At 42.2% G+C, this 25,087-nt stretch carries 24 protein-coding genes; 16 read left to right on the top strand and 8 right to left on the bottom strand.

Annotated features, from left to right (window positions below; translation table 11 throughout):
• Positions 1–8: 8 nt before the first annotated feature.
• Complete coding sequence (locus PseudUWO311_RS11190) at positions 9–863, top strand: GGDEF domain-containing protein (RefSeq protein ID WP_190303465.1); 855 nt, start codon at positions 9–11, stop codon at positions 861–863.
• Between the two features lie 100 nt (positions 864–963).
• Here the strand turns inward: PseudUWO311_RS11190 and PseudUWO311_RS11185 are convergent, their stop codons facing one another.
• A complete protein-coding gene (locus PseudUWO311_RS11185; protein WP_142655320.1) occupies positions 964–1,866 on the bottom strand; it encodes an undecaprenyl-diphosphate phosphatase in 903 nt (300 codons plus the stop codon).
• A gap of 172 nt (positions 1,867–2,038) precedes the next feature.
• On the opposite strand from PseudUWO311_RS11185, the gene PseudUWO311_RS11180 reads away from it, so the two are divergent.
• Positions 2,039–3,418, top strand: coding sequence for an LCP family protein (locus tag PseudUWO311_RS11180; RefSeq protein ID WP_142655319.1), 1,380 nt, complete (start codon positions 2,039–2,041; stop codon positions 3,416–3,418).
• A gap of 250 nt (positions 3,419–3,668) precedes the next feature.
• Positions 3,669–4,307: a response regulator transcription factor gene (locus tag PseudUWO311_RS11175; RefSeq protein ID WP_142655318.1), complete on the top strand. Its 639-nt coding sequence runs from the start codon at positions 3,669–3,671 to the stop codon at positions 4,305–4,307.
• Positions 4,308–4,382: 75 nt separating this feature from the next.
• Here PseudUWO311_RS11175 and PseudUWO311_RS11170 read toward each other — a convergent pair whose 3' ends face one another.
• Both PseudUWO311_RS11170 and PseudUWO311_RS11165 read right to left on the bottom strand, forming a co-directional pair.
• Entirely contained in the window at positions 4,383–4,700 is a 318-nt protein-coding gene (locus tag PseudUWO311_RS11170) for a hypothetical protein (RefSeq protein WP_223807537.1), read from the bottom strand.
• Positions 4,701–4,755: 55 nt separating this feature from the next.
• Positions 4,756–5,778, bottom strand: a complete 1,023-nt coding sequence (locus tag PseudUWO311_RS11165) for a pentapeptide repeat-containing protein (RefSeq protein WP_142655388.1) — start codon at positions 5,776–5,778, stop codon at positions 4,756–4,758.
• A 347-nt stretch (positions 5,779–6,125) separates the two neighbouring features.
• On the opposite strand from PseudUWO311_RS11165, the gene PseudUWO311_RS11160 reads away from it, so the two are divergent.
• Entirely contained in the window at positions 6,126–7,364 is a 1,239-nt protein-coding gene (locus PseudUWO311_RS11160; RefSeq protein ID WP_142655316.1) for a DUF1800 family protein, read from the top strand.
• A 208-nt stretch (positions 7,365–7,572) separates the two neighbouring features.
• The gene (locus PseudUWO311_RS11155) at positions 7,573–8,718 is read left to right on the top strand and encodes a DUF1501 domain-containing protein (protein ID WP_142655315.1); all 1,146 of its coding nucleotides are present in this window, start codon (positions 7,573–7,575) and stop codon (positions 8,716–8,718) included.
• Between the two features lie 307 nt (positions 8,719–9,025).
• On the opposite strand, the gene PseudUWO311_RS11150 is transcribed toward PseudUWO311_RS11155, so the two are convergent.
• Both PseudUWO311_RS11150 and PseudUWO311_RS11145 read right to left on the bottom strand, forming a co-directional pair.
• The gene (locus tag PseudUWO311_RS11150; protein ID WP_142655314.1) at positions 9,026–9,949 is read right to left on the bottom strand and encodes an energy-coupling factor transporter transmembrane component T family protein; all 924 of its coding nucleotides are present in this window, start codon (positions 9,947–9,949) and stop codon (positions 9,026–9,028) included.
• A gap of 156 nt (positions 9,950–10,105) precedes the next feature.
• A complete protein-coding gene (locus PseudUWO311_RS11145; RefSeq protein WP_142655313.1) occupies positions 10,106–12,382 on the bottom strand; it encodes an FdhF/YdeP family oxidoreductase in 2,277 nt (758 codons plus the stop codon).
• Between the two features lie 278 nt (positions 12,383–12,660).
• Here PseudUWO311_RS11145 and PseudUWO311_RS11140 point away from each other — a divergent pair, with 278 nt between their 5' ends.
• Both PseudUWO311_RS11140 and PseudUWO311_RS11135 read left to right on the top strand, forming a co-directional pair.
• Positions 12,661–13,212, top strand: coding sequence for a hypothetical protein (locus PseudUWO311_RS11140; protein ID WP_142655312.1), 552 nt, complete (start codon positions 12,661–12,663; stop codon positions 13,210–13,212).
• Positions 13,213–13,318: 106 nt separating this feature from the next.
• Positions 13,319–14,332 (top strand): hypothetical protein, encoded by a 1,014-nt coding sequence (locus PseudUWO311_RS11135; RefSeq protein ID WP_142655311.1) that lies wholly within the window; start codon positions 13,319–13,321, stop codon positions 14,330–14,332.
• On the opposite strand, the gene PseudUWO311_RS11130 is transcribed toward PseudUWO311_RS11135, so the two are convergent.
• A complete protein-coding gene (locus PseudUWO311_RS11130) occupies positions 14,329–15,465 on the bottom strand; it encodes a sensor histidine kinase (protein WP_142655310.1) in 1,137 nt (378 codons plus the stop codon). The genes PseudUWO311_RS11135 and PseudUWO311_RS11130 overlap by 4 nt on opposite strands.
• A 150-nt stretch (positions 15,466–15,615) precedes the next feature.
• Between PseudUWO311_RS11130 and PseudUWO311_RS11125 the strand changes: the two genes are divergently transcribed.
• Both PseudUWO311_RS11125 and dxs read left to right on the top strand, forming a co-directional pair.
• Entirely contained in the window at positions 15,616–15,912 is a 297-nt protein-coding gene (locus PseudUWO311_RS11125) for a hypothetical protein (RefSeq protein WP_142655309.1), read from the top strand.
• A gap of 137 nt (positions 15,913–16,049) precedes the next feature.
• Positions 16,050–17,969 carry a 1-deoxy-D-xylulose-5-phosphate synthase gene (dxs, locus tag PseudUWO311_RS11120; RefSeq protein ID WP_142655308.1) on the top strand — a complete coding sequence of 640 codons (1,920 nt, stop codon included), beginning with the start codon at positions 16,050–16,052 and terminating at the stop codon, positions 17,967–17,969.
• 98 nt (positions 17,970–18,067) lie between these two features.
• Here the strand turns inward: dxs and PseudUWO311_RS11115 are convergent, their stop codons facing one another.
• Positions 18,068–19,279, bottom strand: a complete 1,212-nt coding sequence (locus tag PseudUWO311_RS11115; RefSeq protein ID WP_142655307.1) for an FIST N-terminal domain-containing protein — start codon at positions 19,277–19,279, stop codon at positions 18,068–18,070.
• A gap of 727 nt (positions 19,280–20,006) precedes the next feature.
• Between PseudUWO311_RS11115 and apcB the strand changes: the two genes are divergently transcribed.
• The 4 genes from apcB (at position 20,007) to PseudUWO311_RS11095 (ending at position 23,175) form a co-directional block, all read left to right on the top strand.
• The gene (apcB, locus tag PseudUWO311_RS11110) at positions 20,007–20,504 is read left to right on the top strand and encodes an allophycocyanin subunit beta (RefSeq protein ID WP_142655306.1); all 498 of its coding nucleotides are present in this window, start codon (positions 20,007–20,009) and stop codon (positions 20,502–20,504) included.
• A gap of 110 nt (positions 20,505–20,614) precedes the next feature.
• Positions 20,615–21,694, top strand: a complete 1,080-nt coding sequence (gene fba / locus PseudUWO311_RS11105; RefSeq protein WP_103666911.1) for a class II fructose-bisphosphate aldolase — start codon at positions 20,615–20,617, stop codon at positions 21,692–21,694.
• A gap of 124 nt (positions 21,695–21,818) precedes the next feature.
• A complete protein-coding gene (locus PseudUWO311_RS11100; protein WP_142655305.1) occupies positions 21,819–22,730 on the top strand; it encodes a response regulator in 912 nt (303 codons plus the stop codon).
• On the top strand, positions 22,717–23,175 hold the full coding sequence (locus PseudUWO311_RS11095) for an HD domain-containing protein (protein ID WP_142655304.1): 459 nt from the start codon (positions 22,717–22,719) through the stop codon (positions 23,173–23,175). The genes PseudUWO311_RS11100 and PseudUWO311_RS11095 overlap by 14 nt, the downstream gene beginning before the upstream one ends.
• A 30-nt stretch (positions 23,176–23,205) precedes the next feature.
• Here the strand turns inward: PseudUWO311_RS11095 and PseudUWO311_RS11090 are convergent, their stop codons facing one another.
• A complete protein-coding gene (locus tag PseudUWO311_RS11090) occupies positions 23,206–23,541 on the bottom strand; it encodes a hypothetical protein (RefSeq protein WP_142655303.1) in 336 nt (111 codons plus the stop codon).
• 92 nt (positions 23,542–23,633) lie between these two features.
• Between PseudUWO311_RS11090 and PseudUWO311_RS11085 the strand changes: the two genes are divergently transcribed.
• The 3 genes from PseudUWO311_RS11085 to PseudUWO311_RS11075 all read left to right on the top strand — a co-directional run bounded on the left by PseudUWO311_RS11085 (position 23,634) and on the right by PseudUWO311_RS11075 (position 25,019).
• Positions 23,634–23,936 (top strand): hypothetical protein, encoded by a 303-nt coding sequence (locus PseudUWO311_RS11085; RefSeq protein WP_142655302.1) that lies wholly within the window; start codon positions 23,634–23,636, stop codon positions 23,934–23,936.
• A gap of 81 nt (positions 23,937–24,017) precedes the next feature.
• On the top strand, positions 24,018–24,551 hold the full coding sequence (locus PseudUWO311_RS11080) for an HNH endonuclease (protein ID WP_142655301.1): 534 nt from the start codon (positions 24,018–24,020) through the stop codon (positions 24,549–24,551).
• 81 nt (positions 24,552–24,632) lie between these two features.
• Complete coding sequence (locus PseudUWO311_RS11075; RefSeq protein ID WP_142655300.1) at positions 24,633–25,019, top strand: alr0857 family protein; 387 nt, start codon at positions 24,633–24,635, stop codon at positions 25,017–25,019.
• Positions 25,020–25,087: the final 68 nt, after the last annotated feature.

Genomic DNA, 25,087 nt, shown 5'->3' with positions numbered 1-25,087 from the left:
CAAATCAAATGTTATTAAAAATGATCGAATATCTTTCGTGCCAGCCAAAAAATATCGTTATTGGAGTTTGTTTATTACTGATTGCTTTGTCAGGAGGTATTGACTATTTAACTGGCTTCGCAATAAGTGTCGATATACTCTATTTGATTCCTATATTCTTCGTTTCTGTAGCGATTAATAAGTATTCAGGACTATTTATCGCAGTAATTAGTAGCTTAGTTAAATTGTTTATTAGTTTACTGAGTATTTCACCAAATCAAAATAATCTATTCGTTTATTGGAATAGTTTTATCTATCTTTTAACTGTTATTATAATTGCGCTAATTTCATCAGAGTTATCGGAATCAATTAAACGCGAAAAACTAATATCTAGAATAGATTTTTTAACAGGGATTCCTAATCGCAAGGCTTTGTTTGAGTCTTTAGAAATAGAAATTTATCGAAGTCGCAGAAATCATCAACCTTTAACGATCGCCTATCTCGATTGCGATAATTTTAAAGCAGTAAATGACCGATTAGGACATCAAGCTGGAGATGCTCTATTATCTGTAGTTGCCCGTACTCTTAAAAGCAATATACGGGCTACAGATTTAACAGCTAGATTAGGAGGCGATGAATTTGTTGTTTTACTGCCAGATACACCAGAGGATATAGCATTTCAAACTGTTTCTCGATTGCAAAATATGCTATTAACTGAAATGCAAAAATTTAATTGGGATGTAACATTTAGCATTGGCATTGCCACTTTTAATAGTCTTCCTGATTCAATTGACGAGATAATTCGTACAGCCGATGAGTTAATGTTTGTTGTAAAAACAACTGGCAAAGGTCGATTTGAACATAAAATTTTTAATCAAGACTGAAATTTTGGCATACTGTTGGTGATCGCACCCAAGCGGCTTTATTCGTACATTCTTTATTTCGCGATCGTACATAGGCTATTGTCATAAGATAATAGCTGAACTAGTTTTTTAGCCATCCCAAACCTACACCTACCAACAGAAATAATCCCATAGCTAAGCGATACCAAACAAAAAGCCATGTACTATGTTTTTCTAAATAGCGTAAAAGCAAATATATGGCTAAGAATGCAGAAATACTGGCGGATGTAAGACCTAGCAAGAGAATTAGCCAACCATGTAGATTTAAGCCAGCTTTCAAAAGGGTGACGATTTCTACAGCCCCTGCAAGGATAATTGTTGGCAATCCCAATAAGAAGGAGAACTTTGCCGCAGTTTCTCGATCCATTTTTAAAAAGAGGGCTGCTGTAATAGTTGATCCTGAACGAGATACCCCTGGAACAAGCGCAAAGGCTTGAGCAATGCCCACGAAAACGCCATCAATTAAAGTTAACTTTGCAAAATCACGTTTACGTTGTCCCCATTTCTCGGCGATCGCTAGCAACAAGGACATGACTATTGATGCGATTCCAATAGTTACCAAACTCCGTAAAGGTGAATTACAAGCATCAAGGGTTTTCTTCAGTAGAAGTCCTATGATCGCGATCGGGAACGTTCCAACAATTATTCCTAAAATTAGCCGAAATGATTTTGATCTATAGTCTTTCTTAGCGATCGCTCTATAGGAACCGCCTAATAACTGTCTGATATCTTGCCAAAAATAAGATATAACTGCGGTTAAGCTGGCTAGTTGCATGGCTGCCGAAAAAGCCGAACCTGGATCGGGCAAACCCAAAAAACTCGGAATTATTCGTAAATGAGCAGTGCTACTTATCGGTAATAATTCGGTTATCCCTTGAACGATACCAAGGAAGATAATGCCAATCCAGTCAATATTTACAAAATCAAAGTTAGCCGTGCCATTGTCCGCACAAATAGCCGCAGCGAAAGATAATGAAGAAAGCATAGAAATTATTTTACTGAAAACTTTTATAGCTAGAGTGTTGCTTGATAAAATACATCAAAGCCCTACCTGCTGATCGATTGATTGATTGTCCCATACTTGACTTGTAATCATCAATGGTTTCACAATAGGCTGAACATCGGCTTGATATACTTGATATATATGGAGACATCGCGTGGGAAAAAATAGGTATCGAAAGAATTTCAAGGCGGATCTTTTAAATTATGTAAATAGCGCTAATTTTCCACGCAAATCCTTTATTTCAATCAAAACAACTTCTATTTTGGTTACGCTTGCGGCGGTTTCTGCACTCACTGGAGCCGCGATCTCGAAAATATTATCCAGTAAGCCCCTTAGTCATGCATCTCTAGCCCATAGTGCTGATGCAATTACAGGTATAGTTCCTGCAAATCTGGATCGACCTGTAAATATTTTAATCTTAGGTACTGATAACTCAGGTAGTGCCAATCCAAATAATGAGATTAGTCGTGAAGAGGCTTTAGCTGGTAATACCGATACGATGCTACTAGTTCGCTTACTGCCTGATAAGCATGAAGTAAATATTCTTTCAATTCCAAGGGACACGCTGATTGATTTGAAAGGAGTAGGTATTGATAAAATCAATGATGCCAATGTTCAAGGAGGAACTAGCTTAGCCGCAGAATCCGTTAGTCAATTGCTGAATAATATTCAGATTGATCGTTATGTACGTCTTGACACCCAAGGTTTTATTCAGCTAGTAGATGCTTTAGGAGGAATAGAAGTTAATGTTCCCAAAAAGATGGACTATGTGGATCGATCGCAAAAATTGCAAATCCATTTCCCCCCTGGTAAGCAGAAACTCAACGGTCAACACCTACAAGAATATGTTAGGTTTCGCCATGATGAGTTAGGTGATATTGGGCGCGTGCAGAGACAGCAATCTGCATTAAAAGCAATCTTCAGCACACTCATTAAAGCTGAAAACATTGGTAAAACACCTAAAGTTTTGGAAGTCGCCCAGAAAAATGTCGATACCGATTTATCAATTGGGGAGATGTTCGCCATTTATAAATTGCTGCAAGAAACTAATCGCCAAAATATTCATATGCTCATGTTGCCTGGGAGATTTAGCCGTACAGAGGAATTTCCCCTCAGCTACTGGATTAAAGATACCCAAGCTACTAACTCTATCCTTGCGAGCTTCTTTGCTGTCCCTGCACCAGTTACATCCCTAATCAGGGATTCTAACGATGAAAGTAATAGTAAAAATTTAGCCATTAATCGTAGTCAACTGCGTATTGCCGTTGTTAATACCTCCCAAAAATCAGCGATCGCCAATAAAGTAATTGCCCAACTTCGCCAGATTGGGTTTTACGGTGCTTATCTCAGCGATCGCGATATCAACTTGAATGCCGAAGAACTTTTAACCACTCAGATAATTGCTGAACAAGGGAATCCTGAAGTTGCTCAAGTTGTACAGGAAGAATTAGGTATCGGTCAAGTTCAGATTTCCGCAACTGGTGATATTACATCAGATGTGACAATTGTGATTGGTAAAGATATCAATAATTGAGAAGCAGATATATGGAATTGATTTTACGAGTAGTCCTTGCAACGCCAAAACAATTGTTTGTGCTGAAACTTGACTAGAAGCTGATATCCTCCATATTCAGAAGTTCCATTACTTTGCTAACTCTCCTAATTTTATGGAATTTCTTCAGCGATCGCCTGCTTGGATTGCAGGGGTAGATTTTCCGTTTGGAAAAGGTTGTCGCATTTTTGTTTCTTTTCCACTCGTTAACTTTTAGGTACACAGTCTTCTTATGATTCAGATTCTATTAGTAGATGATCAGTATATTATTCGACAAGGACTGAAGACCATGCTTGAGTCTAATCCTGATATGCAGGTGATTGGCGAAGCTGAAAATGGACAAAGAGCGATCGAACAGATTCCTCTATTGCAACCCGATATTGTGCTGATGGATATCCGAATGCCAATTATGGACGGCGTGGGGGCTACAGGTGCGATCGCCCAATTATATCCAGATCTCAAAATCCTGATTCTGACTACCTTTGACGATGATGAGTATGTCTCTAAAGCAATGCGATTGGGCGCAAAAGGTTATTTACTCAAGGATACAGAACCTGATGAACTGGCTATGGCAATTCGAGCAGTTATTAAGGGGCATACCCAGCTAGGTCCCGGCTTGTTTGAAAAGGCGATCGCCAATACGAGTAGTCCTACAATTTCACCTCCATCAGAATTAGCACAGCTTACTCCCAGAGAATTGGAAGTACTGAAATTAATTGCTGCTGGTTCTAATAATCGTGAAATTGCCGAAGTACTATTTCTATCAGAAAATACCGTCAAAAATTATGTCACCAATATTTTGAGCCGATTAAATTTACGCGATCGCACCCAAGCTGCTTTGTTTGCCCATTCTCTTTTTTTATCTACATAACATGAGCTACTTACAAATTTGTGGTAGTGAGATAAAGGCAAAGATGGACATCACGAGGCACTTCCCATCCTTCAGTTAAGGAATAAATGGAATAAACTGTTTTAGAAATTTTCGCAGCTTTAATAGACCGATTACTTCGCGTACTTTTGGAGAAACAAAATCTTCAGGTGGAATACCGTCTAGCGATCGCAATTTTTCCATGAGTTCCGTATATTCGGCAGCAGTGAGTTGTTTCCCATCAATGGGCGATCGCGCATCGGTATAGATCTCTGCACGTAAAACCTCTTCAGGAATATCTTCCTGAGCTGATAGGATTGACAGAGTTTCCGCAAAACTAATCATCGGCACTATCACCAATGTGGAGATCTGTAAACTGCAAAAAGAAACGATCACCAATTTTCGATTTTTTGCTTTTGGTAAAGCCTTGTGCTGCAGAGCTTTGCAACTTTTAGCGCCCCAATCTATTTGATACATCCTCACAGCCTCCAGGAATAGTTTTACGAGATTTTTTGCCACACCATGCACAGAGATATTGGCGCGTTTCTTCAGATAGATCGATCGCCTTGCTAAAGTCGGCATCTTCAACCACTGCGCCCGTATATTCGCCTGTCTCGAAATTAGGCAGATTTTGGCGATCTCGAGGAGAAGCAGTTTCTAGCTTGCCATAAAACAACTTTATACGGCTTAGATCTGTGCCACGTAAATTTGCTTTAGCCAAGATTGCGCCGACAAGGTTTGCGCCTGTAAGATCGCAATTAACAAAGTTTGCCTTAATCAAATTCGCGCCACTCAAATCAGCATTTCGCAAATCTGTATTACAAATATCACGATTAGCCAACATCATTCCCAAATTAACGACCCGCACTCCATTAGCAAGATCGACTACATAACCACCCGTTCCATCAAGAATGGGGCGACCAAGTAACCCATCCCTTTTCAATGGCGTTAAAAGATTAGCACTGGACAAGAATCGAATAATCTTGGCACGTCCATCAGCATCACAGCCACCAAGTAATGCTGCGGTTCTAGCTTGAGCGATCGCTCTTTCTAGCGGCCAGTCTTCCAGTTGTCCTTGTGGATCAAGTACTAAGTCAGAAATCCCTTGAAAATATGAATCAATAGTTTGCTGTTGGGTGATCACATTTTGCTGACCCGTCAAACTTTCCGAAATCTGATTTTGTCGCCATGCCACCCACACCGCCAAAATCGCAATTAAAATCTGTCCTACTGCGCCTAAAGCCTCCCACTTCAGGCTATCAAACCATCGCGCAAAGGCAAGATCAAGCTCAGTCACATGGGCTGCCATGAACAGCGATACTCCAGCTAAAATGCTGGACAGAGTAATATCCCAATGCTTACCGAGAGGAGAATTGGCGATCGCACTCAGAAATGGCGGTACGAGTATTGGCAGAATGATGGCAAAGATCACGCCAAGACTGATATAAACCAGTTCATTGTGATCTAGATACATCGCCACAAGTGCCACGACAGATGAGATCGTGGCTACGACTAAAAAAAATACTTTAATTCGAGAATTCGGTAGAGCCAAACTAGTTAGTTCAATTGGATTTGCAGAGGATTTGGATGAAATCTATTATTAATCCTGATAATCTTACAATAAATCTCCTGATATAGCTGTATTCACTCTAGTTATGCCAGCAATTCTAATTATGAAATCAAATTTGGTATTTCCAGCACTTTTGGTGCTGGAAATACCAAATTTGTGTAATTCCTATAGAACCTAAAACAGCGATCGCTAGTCTAAAGAAAAGTCATCAAGTTTGTCCTAGTGCAACTTGACTTTATGGAAATAATCCTATGGATCGCATTGTACAGAAAGCACATTTCTTTAGACGCGCAGGATTTGGGGCAACCCTCGACGAACTGAATAGCGCAAACTCCCCTGAAATATTGTTGTCAAAATGGCTCAATGAAACACCAGTATTAAATGTCCCCGCACCTCTACCAATAGTCAAAAAAGGTAGACAAGAACAATCGAGGGAGATGTGGCACTGGTTATTAAAGCAAATGGTTAGTTCCAATAACCCCTTGCATGAACGTATCGTCAACTTTTGGCGCGATCGCTTTGTAGTGTCTCTACGCAAAATTGGTAAAGCGCAACTGTTACTCGATTATGAAAGACGCTTACGCACCTATGCCTTGGGTGATTTTCAGGAATTGCTGATGCAAGTGACCACTAGCCCCGCCATGCTTACCTATTTGGACAACGCGCAAAACCGTGCAGGAAAAATTAACGAGAACTATAGCCGCGAAGTGATGGAACTATTTACCCTTGGACAGGGGCAATATACCGAAAAGGATATTCAAGAAGGGGCGAGGGCTCTGACGGGATGGCAAGTTAAATTACGCCCTGAGCTAGGCACTGCGGATGTCAACTTTGTATCGCGCTGGCATGATGATGGCATCAAAAATTATTTGGGACGTTCAGGTAAACTTAGTACCCAAGATGTGGTGGAAATCTTAGCCAATCATCCTAGTACTGCGAGAAAGCTTGCCGCCGATCTATGGAGCGCTCTAGCTTATCGCGATCCCGAACCCGCAATCATCGATCGCCTTGCACTGGTATATAAACAGAACAATCGCAGCATCAAAGCTGTGGTTGCCGCAGTGTTCAATAGTCCCGAATTTTATAGCGACAAAGCCTATCGCAGCCATTTGAAAACTCCGCTCTACTTTGTCCTAAGCAGTTTGCGCCAATTACAAATTGAAGCCAATAGCGATCGCGTAATTGGAGGTTTACGCGCAATGGGACAAGTGCCATACAATGCGCCATCAGTCAAAGGCTGGCAAGGAGATCAAGGATGGCTGACTGCACCTTCTTTGTTAACAAGGCTGAATATAGCACAGCAGTTTACGAGGGAGTACGGTGACGATGGGGGCTTTGATTTCAATCCCGATCGCTACAGTACCAAAGATCTGGTCACAGTTCTATTAGATGGAAATAGCAATCGCCAATTAGAGGAACAATTTACAGGATTATCCAAACGCGAAGTTGCTGCTTTGATTCTATCTTCACCAATCTATCAGCTAGCCTAAAAAAACATTTAAGAATTACTTTCGGCGAACAAAAGCCCTAAGCGATCCCCCCTAGCCCCCCTTATAAAGGGGGGAGAATTAAATTATATTCCTCCCCCTTTATAAGGGAGATTGAGGGAGATCTAGACAATTCTTAAATGGTTTCCAAAAAACATAGCAGAGCGACTCGCTTTCTGCTACGTCAATTATTATCACCAACTACAAATTTATGAATAGAAGAGATTTTCTCACTTTGATGTCTAGTACTGCGGCTATGGCAATCCTTGCTCCTAGCTGTAGTACGAATGCCCTCAGTAGCGATCGCAAAACCCTCGTAGTTATTGAACTAGCTGGAGGTAATGATGGTTTAAATACGATCATTCCTTACAATGATGTTAATTACCACAAATTACGTCCCAGCATTGCTATTAAAAATGGAATTCCTATTTCTAATAAGGCAGCATTCCACCCTGCTCTCAAAGATTTAAAACCTATTTTTGACAAAGGACGTGTAGCGATCGTGCAAAATGTTGGCTATCCCAATCCGAATCTATCCCACTTCCGTTCTAAAGAAATCTGGCAAAGCGCTCACCCTCAGGGATCATCAGATACGGGCTGGTTAGCAAGATATCTCACTAATGTCCAAGCGAAAACCGCAGATGCCATATTTCTCGGTGAAGAATATCCGCTAGCGCTCACAGGTGATAGCGATCGCTATTTGCAGCTATCTCCCCGTCTGTCGGTGCAGCAACGCGGCAAACTTGGTGAAGCGATGCGTGTGGTTTATAACACTCCTCAAAGTTCAGAATTGGCGGAACAAATCCGTCGCACGGTGTTAGAGAGCGAAGCCGCTATCAAAAAGCTGACTAAAGATATCGATAAACGCCTCGACGATCATGGCTATCCCAAAACAGCGATCGGTAAACAATTCGCGCTTCTTGCCCGCGTTCTCGAATCACAACCCAAGGTGGTTTATCTCACTATTGGCGGTTGGGATACTCATACTGCCCAGATCCGCCGCCCTCAGCAATTACTGAGTGATCTTGGGGCTGGTCTTGCTGCTCTAGATCGCGATATTCAATCACACAACATGCAAAAAAATGTATTGGTAATGGTGCAAAGTGAATTTGGTCGTCGTCCTGCGGAAAATGGCAATGGTGGAACCGATCATGGTACGGCGGCTCCTGTAATTTTGTTGGGAAATGTACGAGGAGGCTTGTATGGTGGTAGTCCTGCCTTAGATAGTCTCGTTCAAGGTAATTTGCCAATGCAAGTGGATTTTCGGAGTATTTATGCTGAGATTCTTGATCGTTGGGAAGGATTTAAAGCATCTAATGTTTTGGATCAAGATTTTCCCAAAATCGGGTTTGTGTAAAGGGACGCATGAATAGCTGGTTCTGCTGACAACTTTAAGCATATTACTTATGAGTCGCCAATAGTGATCGCTAATTTGTATAGAGCGATCGCACTTTCAGTTTTTGCAACCAGCGATCACGAATATCGAGAAACTGCTCTATTGACAAATACCTAACCTAGCAAGCGATCTAGGTTAGGTATTTGTCAATAGATAAGTAGGTATTGAATTCAGATGTGAGAAACTTCAGCACAATATTCAATATATTGGTATACCGATTTTAGCTTTACCTCAAGATAATATCACAAGTAATTTATCTTCAAAATTTTTAGAATTCATTCCCATACCAAATTCTTAATCCCCACATGGCAACTAAGAGAACTAATAAAATAATATCGCGCGGCAAAAATTTGAGAGGATTCCAAACGACAATATGAGTATTGGGAGTGGTAAAGCCACGTACTTGCATCGCACTCGCCGTTTGTTCCGCACGTATGAATAGATTGTCAATTAGACGCTCTGCAAGGATTAGCCAAATTTGGGTAGTGCGTTTAAAACCCAGTCTTTTCCAATTAATTGAACGTGTTCGCATCGCCCTACCGAGATTCTGCACCTCTTCTAATACCAAAGGCACGAAACGAAGCGCTAGGGTTAGAGTGAGGACAATTTCGACAACAGGAACTTTAAGGAATTTTAATGGGGCAAAAATTGAGGCGATCGCAGCCGTAATTTCTTCGGGAGCCGTGACTAGCAAAAATAGAGTGGGCGCATAGAGATACGTGAAAATTAATGTACAAACGCGCACGCCCAAATCCAGAGATCTACGAGTAATGGTAATACTCCCAGCTTTCCAAACCACATAACTATAGGGAGTTGGTTGAGGTAGTTTGATTGTTAGCAGTGAGGCACTCAGAGCTTTTTCCGCCGTGACATTTACTTCAGGAATCGGGCGACGAGGCTGGATATTTGCATTAAACCCATCTGGGGAAAAAGTGGCGATCGCTAGAGTCATAAAGGCAAGCAGTAGCAAAATCCCCATTTGTTGCTTCCAAACACGCATCGGAATTTGTGATGCGAGGGTCAGGATGATCAGTAAAACTGCGATCGCAATGCGCCAAGGCTCATTAGCTTGAATCGGAGACAATAAAAATGTAAGTAGTCCAAACAGTTTTATGCGTGGATCGAGTCGATGGAGCCATGTAATCGGCTGTTCGAGGTAAAGTCCGATGGGAAGCGATCGCAGTATATCCACTATGTTCTGATATTTTTCGGGAATTTCATTCTGGCAGTTTCCAATATACCAAAAACGCAGCGATATAAACCCTTAAAAGAGCGGCGGCGCGAAGCGCTGCATCTCTTTTATGTTGAAAGGTTTGCTTCGCAAACCTTTCAACATATTGGCTTGTATTTAGCACAAAGCGCTATAAACAGCAACAGGAACGCGCTTAAAAGCGGGTGTGCCACAACGTTCATCAATGGGAGCGCTAAAAATAGCATTGACTTCAGGATAAAACATGAGTGCTGAACCTTCACGAATTTGTCCATAGATAATTTCTACATTTTCCATTTTGCCGACATTTCCTTTCACGGTGACAGTTTGATGCTCCCGAAAACCTGCGCGATCGCCATCGTTACGATTCATCAAAATGCAATTGCGGTGAGGCATCCCACGATAATAATCACCATCCTTATAAACAACGGTGTTATGTTGGGAATAGCTGCGACCAGTGCCAAGGACAAGCACGATCGCCTTGGTCTGCTCAGGTATATCAAAACTGGAGAGCGTTGGTAAATCTAGTTTTGGCAAGGGTGTGACAAACATATGTGCTTTACCCGATATAGTCGGAAATTTGGGTGTATGGAAGATGCGATTAGCGATCGTAAATTCTTGATTGCTATGATCAATTTCGCCTATTTTCTCGTAATCTGGGATGGTCTTGGCGATCAATTGACGGATATATTTTGTATCTTGGAGCGATCGCCAATTGACTACATCGTCACCATGCAAGCGATCGGCAAGTTCTGTGAGAAATTCAACTTCTGAGATTAAATCTGAACCTTCCCTCTGACTGAGATGGGATGTTCCTTCATCATTTAGGCGAACAAAATTATTGCCAGATTCAGTTGTGGTCTTGTGGGGATTTTCAAAACGAGCGAAGACAGGCAGAATTAAGGTATTCTCTTTAGCCAGTCCATGAAAATGTCCGATATTAGGCTTTGTAGAAATATAAATAACGGTTTCAATGTTACCAAGAGAGCGTTTAGCTTGAGTCAAATCAGGATTTGCAGCGTAGATATTGCCGCCGAGACAGAGTAGCGTATCGATCTGATGGCGATCGCTTGCTTCGATCAGGGCACGAGTATCATAGCCTTGCACTCGACTGAGGGGGCGTTGCAATAGATTCTCTAAAGCTAGCATAATCTCTTCTTTGAGAAGAATAGTCACCCCCATCGAACCAAATCCTTGCACATTAGAATGTCCACGAATCGGCATTGTTCCCGCACCTTCTTTACCCGCATTACCAGTTAAGAGAGCAGTATTGGCAATACTAAACACATTATCCACAGCATTTGAATGCTGTGTAATGCCCATCGCCCATGCGAAGGTCACCCGTTGCGAAGTGCCAATCATCTTGGCGGCGATCTCGATTTCCTCGCGTGAGACTCCACATGTATTTAGAATCTCTGACCAATCTAGCGATCGCACCTGTTCGATTACTGCTTCCCAATCTTCAGTATATTGTTTGAGAAAGTCATAATCAACGAGATTATTCTCAATTAGAGCCTTTTGAATTCCCAGAAAAACCGCAGTATCACTACCTGAAATTGGCTGAATATAATGCGAGGAAATATCTGAGCCTTTGAGAAAAGATTTAATCGGATAAGCAGGAGAAGCGAATTTAACCAAGCCAACTTCGATCAGAGGATTGATAACAATCACTTTACCGCCGCGATCCCGCAGTTGAATCAATTCATTCATCAATCGAGGATGATTTGCAGGCGCATTGGAGCCAATCAACACCACACAATCGCTCTGTTTGAGATCAGCGAGGCTGACCATTGATGTACCCGATCCAAACATTTGCTTTAACCCCACGGTCGAAGGCGCATGGCAAAGATCAGAGCAGTCAGCAAGGTTATTCGAGCCAAGCGATCGCATCAGCAATTGCAACAGATAGGCGGCTTCATTCGATGAGCGTCCCGAACTATAGGAGGCAAGACGTTCAGGAGCTTTCTGAAAGGCTTTAGTGACAATTTCGTATACTTCCGCCCATGTGATGCGTTCGTAGCGATCGCTATTAGCCCGTTTAATCACTGGGAAACTCAAACGTCCTAGGCGATCGGCTGCCATTGAGCTTAATTTTTGCAATTCCGAAATTGAGTAATGCTCAAAAAAATGCTTGGGAATTGGTTCCATTAACTCCGATGCGATCGCTTCCACACTTTTAGCACAGCGCTGCAAATTCTCTTCATCCTCATTCTGAAACCCACCTTTTTGTCCACCCGTTCCCCATGCACAGGATAGACAAGCACTCTTATGCAATAAAGTTTTCCAAAGTAATCCACCCTTAAGATCCAGCGTCTTTTCTGTCCAATAACCGATCACAGGCAAACCGCCACCCATTTCTGGTTGGTTACCATGCGCAGATGCGATCGTCGTTTCCGAAGGAGTTGAGTCAGCCATATTTTTTGTAAAAAAGTTTAGCTCAGACAAATATCTTGACAAAAATCTTACACTCAGCAAGCAATTTGGTATATAAAGTTAATTACCATAACGTTGATCAAGATGTAAATTTGGCTATACTTTCATGAATTTGCATTGTCTGAGTAACGCAATTGATCAGTTTTAGGAATTATTTTGCATGAAATTAAGAATACTAGCCATTTTTTTATATCAATCTTTTCAAGCGCGATCGCCTTTGCCGAAACACCAAGTAAGTTCTATTCATTAACAGCAAAATCATGAAAACTATAACCATCAGCAAGGCAATCATTCCGTTATTCATGGGTTTAGGTGCTATCGCAAATACGGGGTTTATCCCATCTCCAGTTTATGCTTCCTGCGCCTCTCCCCTAGATGATGGCGGATTTGAGCAACAGACTATAGCATCGATTGTTAGACCTTGGATGCGAGAAGGTCGGGCTGGAATAGACATTAATAAAGGTCTGAGTTTTAGTGGACGAAATAATGCATGGATTCGGCATAATCAGGGTTGGAATGGAATTCGGCAAACTGTAAAGCTGAGAGCAGGTAGTACTTACACTCTAACCGCAAGAGTGAGGACATCAGGGAATCTAACTGATGGATATTTTGGATTTCGTAATTCACAGCAAAAGCCTGTAGCTCAAACTCAATTTGGTGCTATGACGAACTATCGAGAGTTGAAAGTAGTATTTCGCCCCCAAGAAACTGGAACCTATTATGTATTTAAAGGGCTTTGGGCGCTTAACCAAGACACATGGGCTCAGGTTGATGAATTTCGTGTTATGGGTGGTTCATGTGCTGATACATAGAACTTTTCCCTCAGCCAAAATTTGTATAGAAACAAAACTTATCCTGCTCGCTTGAGCGTCACTGCAAAAGTGCTGCCTTATTGATCAGTTTTAGGAATTATTTTGCATGAAATTAAGAATACTAGCCATTTTCTTTATATCAATCTTTTCAAGCGCGATCGCCTTTGCTGAAAATACTGATCTGATCCCACCTCCAAAACACGCAGAATCTCTCAATGAGCTACCAAAGCTATTTGAGAACAAGAATGGACTTACCGACTTTCGCGAGCAGTTATACGGAATCCCTGAATCAGATGCCTTGGGCATGGATCTCCCAAAAGGTCTAACTAGAAAAGATATCGTCAAGCTGGTTGCCCCCAATGAAGATATAAACCTTGCGATCGCAGTTGGAGCTAAAGCTTTTCCTTATCGTTTGAATAGCTATGTCGTAATTGCTTGCTTCGCACGACCTAATCAATACAAAGATCTCAGATTCCCTGAACGCAAATCTTGTAAAAAGAAAACTGGTGATCGTGATCCCGATGACATTATCTATCTTGGGTTAATTGAATACGACTCTATAAAGTCTAAGTCAAAGTTAATCGCTAAGTCACTTCCACTCGAAACAAGTTGGTATTTTATAATTTCTGAACAATTCAGATCAGATATGCGTGAGAAAAGATATCTCCCACCAAAAGGAAAGTACAAAGAGTTCGACTTTGCTCCATTTAAGGTGAGCGATACTCAGACAGCCTTTGGATTGAGAACAGGACAAACAGACGGCTATTCTGGTGGCTTTGGTTATTTTGAAGTTCTTACGCTTTTTATCGTTGACAATGATCAGATTATTAACATTCTTAGCGAACCAATCTACTTTTATCAAAATATAGCTGGATCATGGAATAAAGATGGAACTCGCGAACACGGTCTTTATGAAGGTAAAAATGTGATTGTGGTTCTGCCAAGCCAAACAGATGGCTACTACGATCTGCAAATAAAATCGCTAGATAACGAATGGCAAAAAACTTTTGCATGGGATGCTTCTCTAAAAAGATATTTGCCGAGCGATCGCACTGCAACTCTTAATCGAATACTCGCCGAAATCTACAATCTTCAAATAAGGGGAGTGACTTATTATTAGATTTTTGTAGACTCTCGCTTGAGCGTCACTGCAAAAGTACTTCCCTTGCCAACTTGGCTAATTACGTGAATGCTACCTTCCATCTTCTGGACTAATTCATTCGCGATCGCAAGTCCTAGTCCAGTACCCAAAATATCGCCATCAGCCTGTCTACCACGAAAATTACGTTCAAATAGGCGAGGCAAATCAGCGTCAGGAATTCCCACACCAGTATCTTGAACATAAATGTAAACCGTGTCAGGTTTAACATCTGCACCTAATAGAACATATCCACTTTCAGGTGTGTACTTGAGTGCGTTCTCTACCAAATTACCGATCGCTTCTCTTAGTCCTGATTCATTACCCAAAACTGTGGGCAAATGGGAAGGAATATTCGATAAAAACTGAATATTGCGATCTTGTGCGATCGCACTGGCAAAATTAGCGATCGCCTCCAAAATTCCGCTGAGATCTACAGGTGCTAGATCCAAAGTTGCCGCTGGTAATAAAGCTTTTTCATGTTCTGCTTGGGGTAGTAGAAGTGGCGCAGGACGATCTGCTTCGCTCAGGAGATCCTGAATATGCTGAGCTTCCCTCAAAATTCCTGTTACAAATTTTTGATTAGGATCTGACTCAACAATTCGTCGTGACAGAAGTTGAGCAAAGGTACGAATTGCGGTGAGCGGGTTGCGTAGTTGATGTAATAGTGAAGCAAAAAAATTGCTCTGCTCCTCATAGTTGCGCTGTTGGTTGGCAACTAACCATTGATTGCGGCGATCCAGAGCGCAGGCGATCGCTAAAGTATTAGCGATTTGCTGAATTTGTAATTGTTCATATTCCTGCCAGTCGCGATCATCCCGTCCCGTCATCAGAAATCCTAAAATAGCCTCTTCATACATTAAGGGCAGAACAATGCGGCGTTGTCTTACTAGACCACCACTCCCCATCATTAAAGGCAAAGTCTCAGAAAAAGATTCTGGCAGTGCCATCACCCCATCTTCAGGAAACACAGCCACCTCAATTAGATTTGGAGGCATCCCGTCAGCAACACTTTCGGTGATATAGATAGCGCTAGCGACTGCACCCAAACTTTGGGTCAGTAATATAATTTGCGATCGGGCTAGGGCTACTAAGTCGGGGCTGGCGGCAAGCATGAAAGGAAATAGAAAATTGAGGGGCGTAAATCTTAGTATATAGCGATCGCCAACGCAGAGAAGTGAAGTGAAACTTTATGTGACTCTGCTTTTCTGAAAATGCTAATATGCTCAGCAAATAATGAATGTGATCAGCCATTCTGGTGTCCTATGAAAAAATCATCATTAGCCCTTCTGAGCAGCCCTGCATTATTGGCATCTTTTTTGCTGTCAGTCTATCCTGCACAAGCCAATACCAACCAAAGCCTTGACGTGAAAGATCGCGATCTTTATATGTCATCGGCTGTAATTACAAGGCCAGCCACAACTCCCGATTCAAACAGCCAATCTCAAGACGATCGCACCAATATTCTAACCAGCGATCGCATTGGTGACTTGGCAATTAGTCTGCGAGGCTGTGACTGTATGGGATGTCGTCGAGCAGTTGTAGATCTTTTCTTGCAATAACTTTAGACTAGCAAAAAGCAGAAATGGCATGAAATGTTATTTCTGCTTTTTGCGTTTAAGAACTGCGATCGCAGTGAACCTTTGTGGGGTGCGCTCAGTTAAGATAAAGGGAGTTATCTTAATGGAAATAAGCCAATATGCGCTTGAGTGAAGTTACGCATCCCAACCAATTGCATGGTCTAACGATCGCCCAATTGGACTCTATAGCTCGTGAAATACGTCAAAAGCACCTTGAAACTATTGCTGCCACAGGTGGACATCTAGGACCTGGGTTGGGTGTAGTTGAATTGACCCTAGGTTTATATCAAACCCTAGACTTAGATCGCGATAAGGTTGTTTGGGACGTAGGGCATCAAGCATATCCACATAAGCTGATTACAGGACGTTACAACCGCTTTCATACTTTGCGTCAAAAAGATGGTATTGCAGGTTATCTAAATCGTCGCGAAAGTGAATTTGACCATTTTGGCGCAGGGCACGCATCAACTAGTATCTCGGCAGCTCTGGGCATGGCGATCGCCCGTGATTTACAAGGAGACAATTTTAAGACCGTGGCGATCATCGGGGATGGCGCATTAACAGGCGGTATGGCGCTAGAAGCAATTAACCACGCTGGACATCTTCCCAAAACTAATTTATTAGTTGTCCTCAATGACAATGAAATGTCAATTTCGGCTAACGTTGGCGCAATTCCTCGTTATCTAAATAAGATGCGTCTCAGCCCACCGATGAAATTTCTCACCAATAACCTTGAGGAGCAGATTCGCAATATTCCCTTTGTTGGTGAACAAATCAGCCCTGAGATTGAGCGCATCAAGGATAATGTCAAAATTTTGACAATGGTGCAGAATAAGCTGGGAGCAGTATTTGAAGAGCTTGGCTTCACTTACATTGGTCCCGTTGATGGTCACAACATACGTGAATTAATCGACACTTTTAAAATGGCGCATACCCTAACAGGCCCAGTAATGGTTCATGTTGCTACAACTAAGGGAAAAGGCTATAGCTATGCTGAGGCAGATCGCGTTGGCTATCATGCTCAAAATTCCTTTGATCTTTCCACGGGCAAGGCTAAAGCCTCAACCTCAACCAAGCCAAAGCCTCCCAGCTATTCCAAAGTATTTGCCGACACGCTGATCAAACTTGCTGAGCATGATAAACGGATCGTTGCAATTACGGCTGCCATGTCCACTGGTACTGGATTAGACAAGTTTCAGGCTCAACTGCCTAATCAATTTGTCGATGTCGGTATTGCTGAACAACATGCGCTTACTGTTGCAGCAGGTTTAGCCTGCGAGGGAATGCGCCCAGTTGCCGCGATTTATTCCACCTTCTTACAAAGAGCCTTTGACCAGATCATCCATGATGTCTGTATTCAAAATTTACCTGTATTCCTCTGTTTAGATCGTGCAGGTATCGTCGGCGCAGATGGTCCCACACACCAAGGAATGTATGACATTGCTTACCTACGTTGCATTCCCAACATTGTTCTGATGGCTCCTAAAGATGAAGCAGAAATGCAGAACATGATCGTCACTGGCATTACCCACAAAGGGGCGATCGCAATGCGCTATCCTCGCGGCAATGGCATGGGCGTACCGTTGCAAGATGAAGATATCGAACCATTACCGATCGGCAAAGCGGAAGTCTTGCGCGAAGGTAAAGATGTCTTACTGCTTGCCTATGGCTCAATGGTCTATCCTTCGATGCAAGTTGCTGAATTGCTGAATGAACATGGAGTTAGTGCAACAGTCGTTAATGCTCGATTTGCTAAACCTTTGGATACAGAACTAATAGTACCGCTTGCGAAAAAAATCGGTAAGGTAGTCACTGTAGAAGAAGGCTGCCTGATGGGTGGATTTGGTAGCGCTGTTCTCGAAGCCTTGAGCGATGAAAATATCCTCGTTCCTGTCTATCGAATTGGGGTTCCTGATATTCTCGTCGAACATGCTTCACCAGAGCAGTCTTTTAATTCTCTTGGCATGTCTAGTGGTCAAATCTGCGATCGCATTCTCAACCAATTTGCTTTTAATAAGCAAACTGCTATTAGTAATTAACTAAAAAGACGGCACAATGAGCCGCCTTTTTAGGATTTTAAAACAAACATAAACTAAAAGAGAATGTGGTGCTTTGCACCACATTCTCTTTTGGTTTTTTATGGATTTTTGGGTCTAACAATGCCAAATACTGATGTATAACCGTGGAGAAATGTTGTACCACCAACAGGTCCAATTTCACCAGAGCAGAAAAAGCCACCGAATGGAATTAAGCCAAGATGTTTTTGCAGAATCTCCGAGTCAAAGTTTGGCTTGCCATATAGTCTCTCGCCACGCCCCATACAGGAAAACATCAAAGCCGCCGTTGCCGAAACATTGGGAGCCTCTAAGTTCAATTGATTGGAGTAATTTATCAGAGCTTCTTCTAAGTCTTCAGCTGAGGCTTTACCATCACGTAAATGCAGTTGAATTCTTTGCCCAGGACGCATCCGATCACCAACAGCAATCGCCCCAGATCTAGGATCGACACCAATAATATTACGAATCAAGAAATCGCCCTGCGATGGATTTGCCTTAAACTCGTTCATCACTACACCTATAAATAGTGAATGCTGAGCGAGTTCGCGATCGCTTGGGCTTAAATCGCCCACAGTATCTTGTAAAAGGTTCAGCGGCGGCTTGCCTTCTAGCCCCAAAATTAAATTGCGTTCACATTCAGAAACCTGCAAGATTTTACCAATCGGGCGGCAACCTTGAGAGACCACAGGATCAATGGTCACATCACCCCATAGAGCCACACCTAAAAGTCCCGTGCGATAAAGCTTATATTTACCTTCTTCATGAAAACAAAATAGGGCATTTGCACCCATCCCACCACTGCTAGCTAAGCCACCAACTTTGACTGAGTTAGGATAAGCAAAATCTAGTCCTTGAATTAAGTCATTAATCGGAAATGAAAATGGATCGCCAACCAGTACAAAACTAGGCGAAACTGCTGGGTCTACATCCGTTATTTTTTCCCAGCGATCAGGAGGACTATCGAGATCTGGTAACTGATTATCATCGAGGTGAAATACTTTTGCTTCTGCATTGGGTAAGTGCCCTATAAGTAATGCGATCGCAGGTTTATCCTCAAACTCCTGACCATTACCAACAATCCCCCCGCCAGAACAACCAATTAATTTTTGGATTGGCAATTTCTCAGCTAGTAATGGTAATAAGCGCGGATAGTCGCTAGCAAATGCTGTGGAAACAAACAAAAAGCCTAAATCAAGCGATCGGTCACCCATCAAAGCAAATATTTGCTGTGACAGATCTTGCACCGCAGCTTCCAAAGATATTTTTGTCGAAAGACTAGTAACCCACTTCATAGACCTAGCCGTACACCCACTTTACTTGCAGACATTTCTTTATAAATTGCACTAAAGGATTTTAGGTAAGTACCTCAGCATAATAAAAAAAACAAAGTCAAAATAATTACTGCCCACGCAGCAAGCGGTAATTATTTTGGGATTTCATATTTAATTGTGCGTACCAACTTAAAACCCCGATATCTAATCTTTGGATCTAAGCTTTTTTTTGCTTAATACCTAAGCATAGTATTTAAGCTTACATTGCAGCGACCTAATTCCGATAATTTCTCCATCTGTGTCTTAATTCGCATTAACGTAGACATGCTTAATTAATTTCACATCCAAACCCGTAAGATTGTGTTCCGCAGGGACACAATCTTACGGGTTTGGGTAATTTATTCTGCACAGGTACTTATGAAACTAAATTTAGGCTTTCGCCAATTCACACAGGTTAAGACGTAAATCGCCAAATAATGGAGCTGGTGCATCTCCCCAACTCCAAATATTTGGCGATTTTACTACTGCGTTGTTTCTTGAATGTTGCTTATAAAGCATGAAACTAGTTTTAATAGTGAGAATTGTTATTTATCTGGTGCAAGACCTTGTAAGGCGCTGAAATCACAGTAAAATAACTTTGGTCACTGTCCAAAGTACAGGTTGCCAAGTTTAAGTTATATATAGTTTACAAACTTTACAAATACGTTACCGATACATTTATAAAAGACAAATTAACGGAGAAAACAACATGCAGGATGCAATTACCAGCCTGATCGGTGCTTATGATGCAACTGGTAAATATTTTGATCGCGATGCCATGGATACCCTCAAATCCTTCTTTGCAACTGGCAATGCTCGCCTAGCCGCATCTTCGGCAATCACCGCTAATGCTGCCTCGATTGTGCGTAAGGCTGGTTCACGATTATTTGAAGAAGTACCCGATTTGATCCGCCCAGGTGGTAACGCTTATACAACTCGTCGTTTTGCAGCTTGCCTGCGTGACATGGACTACTATTTGCGCTACGCCTCCTATGCTCTAGTTGCAGGGAACAATGATGTCCTCGATGAAAGAGTATTGCAAGGCTTGCGCGATACTTATAGCTCTCTTGGAGTACCAATTGGACCAACAGTGCAAGGTATTCAAATCATGAAGCAGGCGGTTATGGACTTAGTAGGGGAAGATGCCGACTGGTTAGCAGCACCTTTTGACTATATGAGTCGCGAACTTAGCGAAAAGAATATCTAACTAAAAAAGGGCGCGAAGCGCCCTTTTTTAGTTAGATATAATTCTTCAAAATGATTTAAGATTGTTAATAATCGAAACAAGCTCGATTTAGTCTAGGAGAGAATTTAAATATGGCTTTAGTACCAATGCGCCTGCTGCTCGATCATGCGGCTGAAAACGGATACGGCATTCCTGCATTTAACGTAAACAACATGGAGCAAATCCAGTCGATCATGCAGGCTGCAAATGAGACCAACAGCCCTGTGATCCTACAAGCTTCTCGTGGTGCACGCAATTATGCAGGCGAAAATTTCTTGCGACACTTAATTTTGGCTGCTGCCGAAACTTATCCTCATCTGCCGATCGTGATGCACCAAGATCACGGTAATGCTCCAGCGACTTGCTACTCAGCAATCCAAAATGGCTTTACTAGTGTAATGATGGATGGCTCTTTGGAAGCTGATGCTAAAACCCCAGCTAGCTATGAGTACAACGTAGCTGTTACCTCTGAAGTTGTCAAAGTTGCTCATGCTTTCGGCGCAAGTGTTGAAGGTGAACTAGGCTGCTTAGGCTCTCTCGAAACAGGTAAGGGTGAAGCGGAAGATGGTCATGGTTTTGAAGGTGCTTTAGATCACTCACAACTTTTGACAGATCCTGATGAAGCCGCTGATTTCGTTGAGCGCACTCAGGTTGATGCCCTCGCAGTAGCGATCGGTACTAGCCACGGTGCTTATAAGTTTACTCGCAAGCCTACTGGCGAAATCTTAGCGATTAGCCGTATCGAAGAAATTCATAACCGCTTGCCTAATACTCACCTTGTGATGCATGGTTCTTCTTCGGTTCCTGAAGATCTACTTGCCATGATCAATGAGTTTGGCGGCGCTATTCCTGAAACCTATGGTGTACCTGTTGAAGAAATTCAAAAGGGCATCAAGTGCGGTGTACGTAAGGTCAATATCGATACTGACTGCCGTCTTGCTATCACTGCTGCGGTACGTGAAGCTTTGTTCAAGAATCCTAAAGAGTTTGATCCTCGTCATTTCCTCAAGCCATCGATCAAGTACATGCAAAAAGTATGTGCCGATCGCTATACTCAGTTTGAAGCTGCTGGACAAGCTGGCAAGATCAAGCAAGTTAGCATTTATGACTTTGTTCCTAAATATGCCAAGGGCGAATTGAAGCAAGTTAGCCGTGAAGTTGTTAAGGCTTAGACATTAAAAAGTCTCGCAAGCGAAGCTTTTTTACCCAAAACATAAAAACAAGGGGCGCAATGCGCCCCTTGTTTTTTGATAGCATTGCTATATTTACAGTCAGTATCCAAACCCAACTTTGCTCATGACTTCTTCTTCGTTTTCTGTTGCTGAGCTAAATAAAGTAAATCAAGCCAAGAAACCAAAACTTTTGGTAGTTGATGATGAGCAAGATAATCTTGATTTGCTATATCGCACCTTTCGCAAAGAATTTACAGTGTTTCGAGCTGATGGAGGGGTTAAAGCACTAGAGATTTTGGAGCAAGAAGGAGAAATGGCGACAATTATTTCTGATCAGAGAATGCCTGAAATGAATGGTACTGAGTTCCTCAGGCGTACTGTTTCAGATTTCCCTGATACGATGCGAATTGTCTTGACAGGATATACAGATATTGCCGATCTGATTGATGCGATCAACTCAGGTCAAGTTCATAAATATATTACAAAGCCTTGGGAGCCAGACCAGCTTAAGTTGGTTGTGAAAGAGGCAACCCATAACTATGATCTGCTAAAGCAACGTTCTGAAGAGCTAGTCCGATCGCAAGCTCAGAATGCGCTGTTGTCAGTAATTGTAGGAATCGCACAGACATCCAATCAGCTATCTAATTGTGTTCTGCCTTTAGCAAGCGCCTTCTGGCAAAATTTTGGAGCCAATGGGGTAATCTTGCAGTTGGTTGAGAAAGGCTCTTTGATTGATACTCAAGCTATATGTGGTGATTATCTTTGGGATTTAGCATCAGATCCGTTAGTGCAAGCAGCGATTGTCTCAAAAAAATCTCAAATTTCTCTGTCGCCCAATCAACAAGATGATCCAGATAATCAATGCAAAACCAATTTGGCGATCGCGATTACTTTTCGGGAAGATGTTTTAGGGATATTGTCGATGCGGTGGCAAATGGCTAATGCTCTACGACCTAATGATATTGCCGTGATTCAGCAATGCGCTGATGAGGTAGCGATCGCTTTAACTTGTATTCGTTACTATGCAAAACTTTAAATCAAGCTTTGAGTCAAATTTTGAAACGCTTTTAGCATTGGCAATCACGCTTGCCAATCAAGCCCATGCTGGACAGCTTGATAAAGCGGGTAAGCCCTATATTTCGCATCCGTTAACGGTGATGTCGAAGATGAATACACCCGAAAGTAAAATTGTGGCGGTTTTGCATGATGCGATCGAGGACTCTGATTTGACGATCGCAGATTTGGTTCGTCAAGGTTTTCCTGAATTTATTACTGAGGCGATCGCGGCGATTACCAAACTTGAAGGTGAGCAATATGAAGATTATATTTTGCGGGTGAAGTCTAATGCGATCGCTCGCCAAGTAAAGATCGCTGATGTTACCCATAATATGGATATCAGTCGAATTGCTAATCCGACTGAAAAAGATTTTCAGCGGTTAGAAAAATATAAAAAGGTGCTCCAAGAATTAATTTCTAACTAAAAAGGGTCACTTCGAGACCCTTTTTAGTATTTAAAAACTACCCACACTGAGAGGAACCCAATCGCCATTGGTAGTTAAGCCTAAAAACATAGACTCTTGCGATCGAATCGATTTACCTGTGAGGGCGCAAGACTCACTTCTTTGAGCTGTAGCTATGACACTTGCCCGAATTTGTTCTGGGGAGATCCGCTTTTGTGTCGGTGACGCTTGCCTCGTATCAATGTAATCCCACAAAACACCTCGGATAAGAGCCTGATAGCCTTGCCCTCCAGCTAATTCCTTGAGTTTTTCCTTCAATTCGCGCTCTAGACGAATACTGGTAACTTCCATCTCGGTGGTCGCAGGGCTTTGGTGTAGAGTCTGCATAAATATTTCTCCTAGTTAGTTTACAAAGTCTGATATCTATGTTTATACTACAAGTGTAGTATGACAATCCAAAAAATTCAAAGTACATTCCCATGAAATTCCATTTGTCCATCGGTCAGTATCAGATCGGATATCCCCAAGTTTGGCAACGAGCCAATTCCTTGGCAATACCTAGATTTGTCATGACCATTTTGGGTAGAGATTCTATTGGGATTTGTGGCGATATTTATGGTGATATTTCTGGCGATCACAGCGATCTAGCATCTCCTGAACATCCAGCAAAACAAGACTTGCGGATAGATACCCTCAACAGTATCAGCATCTTTAATGTATTTATTAATCCAGAGACATACCCACTAAGCGGGAGGTACATGCACATTGCTGTACCCATATAACGAATAGACAATTCAGTCTTTCGCCCCCGCTTTCTTGATTATGAAAGCGGGGGTATTTTTTTGAACAGTGAGGAGAGACCAGTGCAATCTATCAATCAATATGAACCAGAAGTATTGAGGCAATCGGTAGTTGTGTTTTCGCAAAACTATTTGCCAGTTAGCCGTATCAATATTAAACGCGCGATCGCTTTGCTAGTCACAGGTCGAGCCGAACCATTGGAACTAATGAGCCAACAAACTTGGCAAGTTGTTTCTCCGAAACTCGTCCTGCAAGTGCCAGAACATATCCGTCTGACTCTGACTAAATCAGAACGGTTTTGGAGAGTTCCACCCGTTGCCCGTAGAGAAATTTTGCGTCGTGACAATCACACTTGCCAATATTGCGGCAGTACCAAAAAGCTGACGATCGATCACGTCATTCCCCGCGCTAAGGGTGGATTGAATACTTGGGAAAACGTCGTCATTGCTTGTGAACCTTGCAATAACCGTAAGGGAAATCGCACGCCTCACGAAGCCAATATGATTTTGCGGACTAAGCCCAAAGCGCCGATGCATCCTACCGTTGCCTTTGCAGAACAATTCTGGAGATCGCAACAAGAAATAAACAGTGGATAGCGATCCATAGAGCGAGTTTTAAGTTGCCTTAGACAATTTGAAACTCGCCCCCTATTTTAAGATTCTGGAGAATCAATCACAATGTTGAAACTCACTTACACTGATGCAGGGCTGTATTTAGAGAGATTAGATATCTCTCTAGAGGAGTTTGTCTCAAATCGAGTTTTACTCAGTTTGCGCTCTGGCTTATCAATCCATGTCGAATCCAGTCGAGCAGCATTTCTACTAACTGCGGATGTTGTGGATTTGTTGTTACTAAAGTCTGTCATGTCCGATCGTCTCTCTAATAAGCTTAGTGTGGATAGAGTTGACGATCGCTATGTTGAGGTTTGCTTTAGTGGTACTTGGATTTCTAGCGATCTTCGCGCTGAAGAAGGAACTCTTGTAACTGCATTAGGCGATCGCGTTGAGTTCTATTTGCACAAGCTCTGGAAGATCAGCGAGTCCACTTTGACATTCGCAAATTGACATACAGAAAGATTACATGTATTGCTTGGTAATACATGTAATCTTTCTTGAAAAGATACTAAATTCTC

It is taken from the genome of Pseudanabaena sp. UWO311 (assembly GCF_006937785.1).
GTDB lineage: Bacteria > Cyanobacteriota > Cyanobacteriia > Pseudanabaenales > Pseudanabaenaceae > Pseudanabaena.
The sequence above is the reverse complement of the archived record's forward strand: the minus strand, read 5'-3'. Positions and strand labels throughout refer to the sequence as shown.

Excerpts from the sequence above, each read along its gene's own strand:
- PseudUWO311_RS11140 (WP_142655312.1), top strand. The coding sequence starts at position 12,661 with ATGAAAACTATAACCATCAGCAAGGCAATCATTCCGTTATTCATGGGT.
- PseudUWO311_RS11075 (WP_142655300.1), top strand. The coding sequence starts at position 24,633 with ATGTTGAAACTCACTTACACTGATGCAGGGCTGTATTTAGAGAGATTA.
- PseudUWO311_RS11115 (WP_142655307.1), bottom strand. The coding sequence starts at position 19,279 with ATGAAGTGGGTTACTAGTCTTTCGACAAAAATATCTTTGGAAGCTGCG.
- PseudUWO311_RS11100 (WP_142655305.1), top strand. The coding sequence starts at position 21,819 with ATGACTTCTTCTTCGTTTTCTGTTGCTGAGCTAAATAAAGTAAATCAA.
- PseudUWO311_RS11160 (WP_142655316.1), top strand. The coding sequence starts at position 6,126 with ATGGATCGCATTGTACAGAAAGCACATTTCTTTAGACGCGCAGGATTT.
- PseudUWO311_RS11165 (WP_142655388.1), bottom strand. The coding sequence starts at position 5,778 with ATGTATCTAGATCACAATGAACTGGTTTATATCAGTCTTGGCGTGATC.
- apcB (WP_142655306.1), top strand. The coding sequence starts at position 20,007 with ATGCAGGATGCAATTACCAGCCTGATCGGTGCTTATGATGCAACTGGT.
- PseudUWO311_RS11190 (WP_190303465.1), top strand. The coding sequence starts at position 9 with ATGTTATTAAAAATGATCGAATATCTTTCGTGCCAGCCAAAAAATATC.
- PseudUWO311_RS11155 (WP_142655315.1), top strand. The coding sequence starts at position 7,573 with ATGAATAGAAGAGATTTTCTCACTTTGATGTCTAGTACTGCGGCTATG.
- PseudUWO311_RS11095 (WP_142655304.1), top strand. The coding sequence starts at position 22,717 with ATGCAAAACTTTAAATCAAGCTTTGAGTCAAATTTTGAAACGCTTTTA.
- PseudUWO311_RS11185 (WP_142655320.1), bottom strand. The coding sequence starts at position 1,866 with ATGCTTTCTTCATTATCTTTCGCTGCGGCTATTTGTGCGGACAATGGC.
- PseudUWO311_RS11135 (WP_142655311.1), top strand. The coding sequence starts at position 13,319 with ATGAAATTAAGAATACTAGCCATTTTCTTTATATCAATCTTTTCAAGC.
- dxs (WP_142655308.1), top strand. The coding sequence starts at position 16,050 with ATGCGCTTGAGTGAAGTTACGCATCCCAACCAATTGCATGGTCTAACG.
- PseudUWO311_RS11130 (WP_142655310.1), bottom strand. The coding sequence starts at position 15,465 with ATGCTTGCCGCCAGCCCCGACTTAGTAGCCCTAGCCCGATCGCAAATT.
- fba (WP_103666911.1), top strand. The coding sequence starts at position 20,615 with ATGGCTTTAGTACCAATGCGCCTGCTGCTCGATCATGCGGCTGAAAAC.
- PseudUWO311_RS11090 (WP_142655303.1), bottom strand. The coding sequence starts at position 23,541 with ATGCAGACTCTACACCAAAGCCCTGCGACCACCGAGATGGAAGTTACC.
- PseudUWO311_RS11175 (WP_142655318.1), top strand. The coding sequence starts at position 3,669 with ATGATTCAGATTCTATTAGTAGATGATCAGTATATTATTCGACAAGGA.
- PseudUWO311_RS11125 (WP_142655309.1), top strand. The coding sequence starts at position 15,616 with ATGAAAAAATCATCATTAGCCCTTCTGAGCAGCCCTGCATTATTGGCA.
- PseudUWO311_RS11145 (WP_142655313.1), bottom strand. The coding sequence starts at position 12,382 with ATGGCTGACTCAACTCCTTCGGAAACGACGATCGCATCTGCGCATGGT.
- PseudUWO311_RS11085 (WP_142655302.1), top strand. The coding sequence starts at position 23,634 with ATGAAATTCCATTTGTCCATCGGTCAGTATCAGATCGGATATCCCCAA.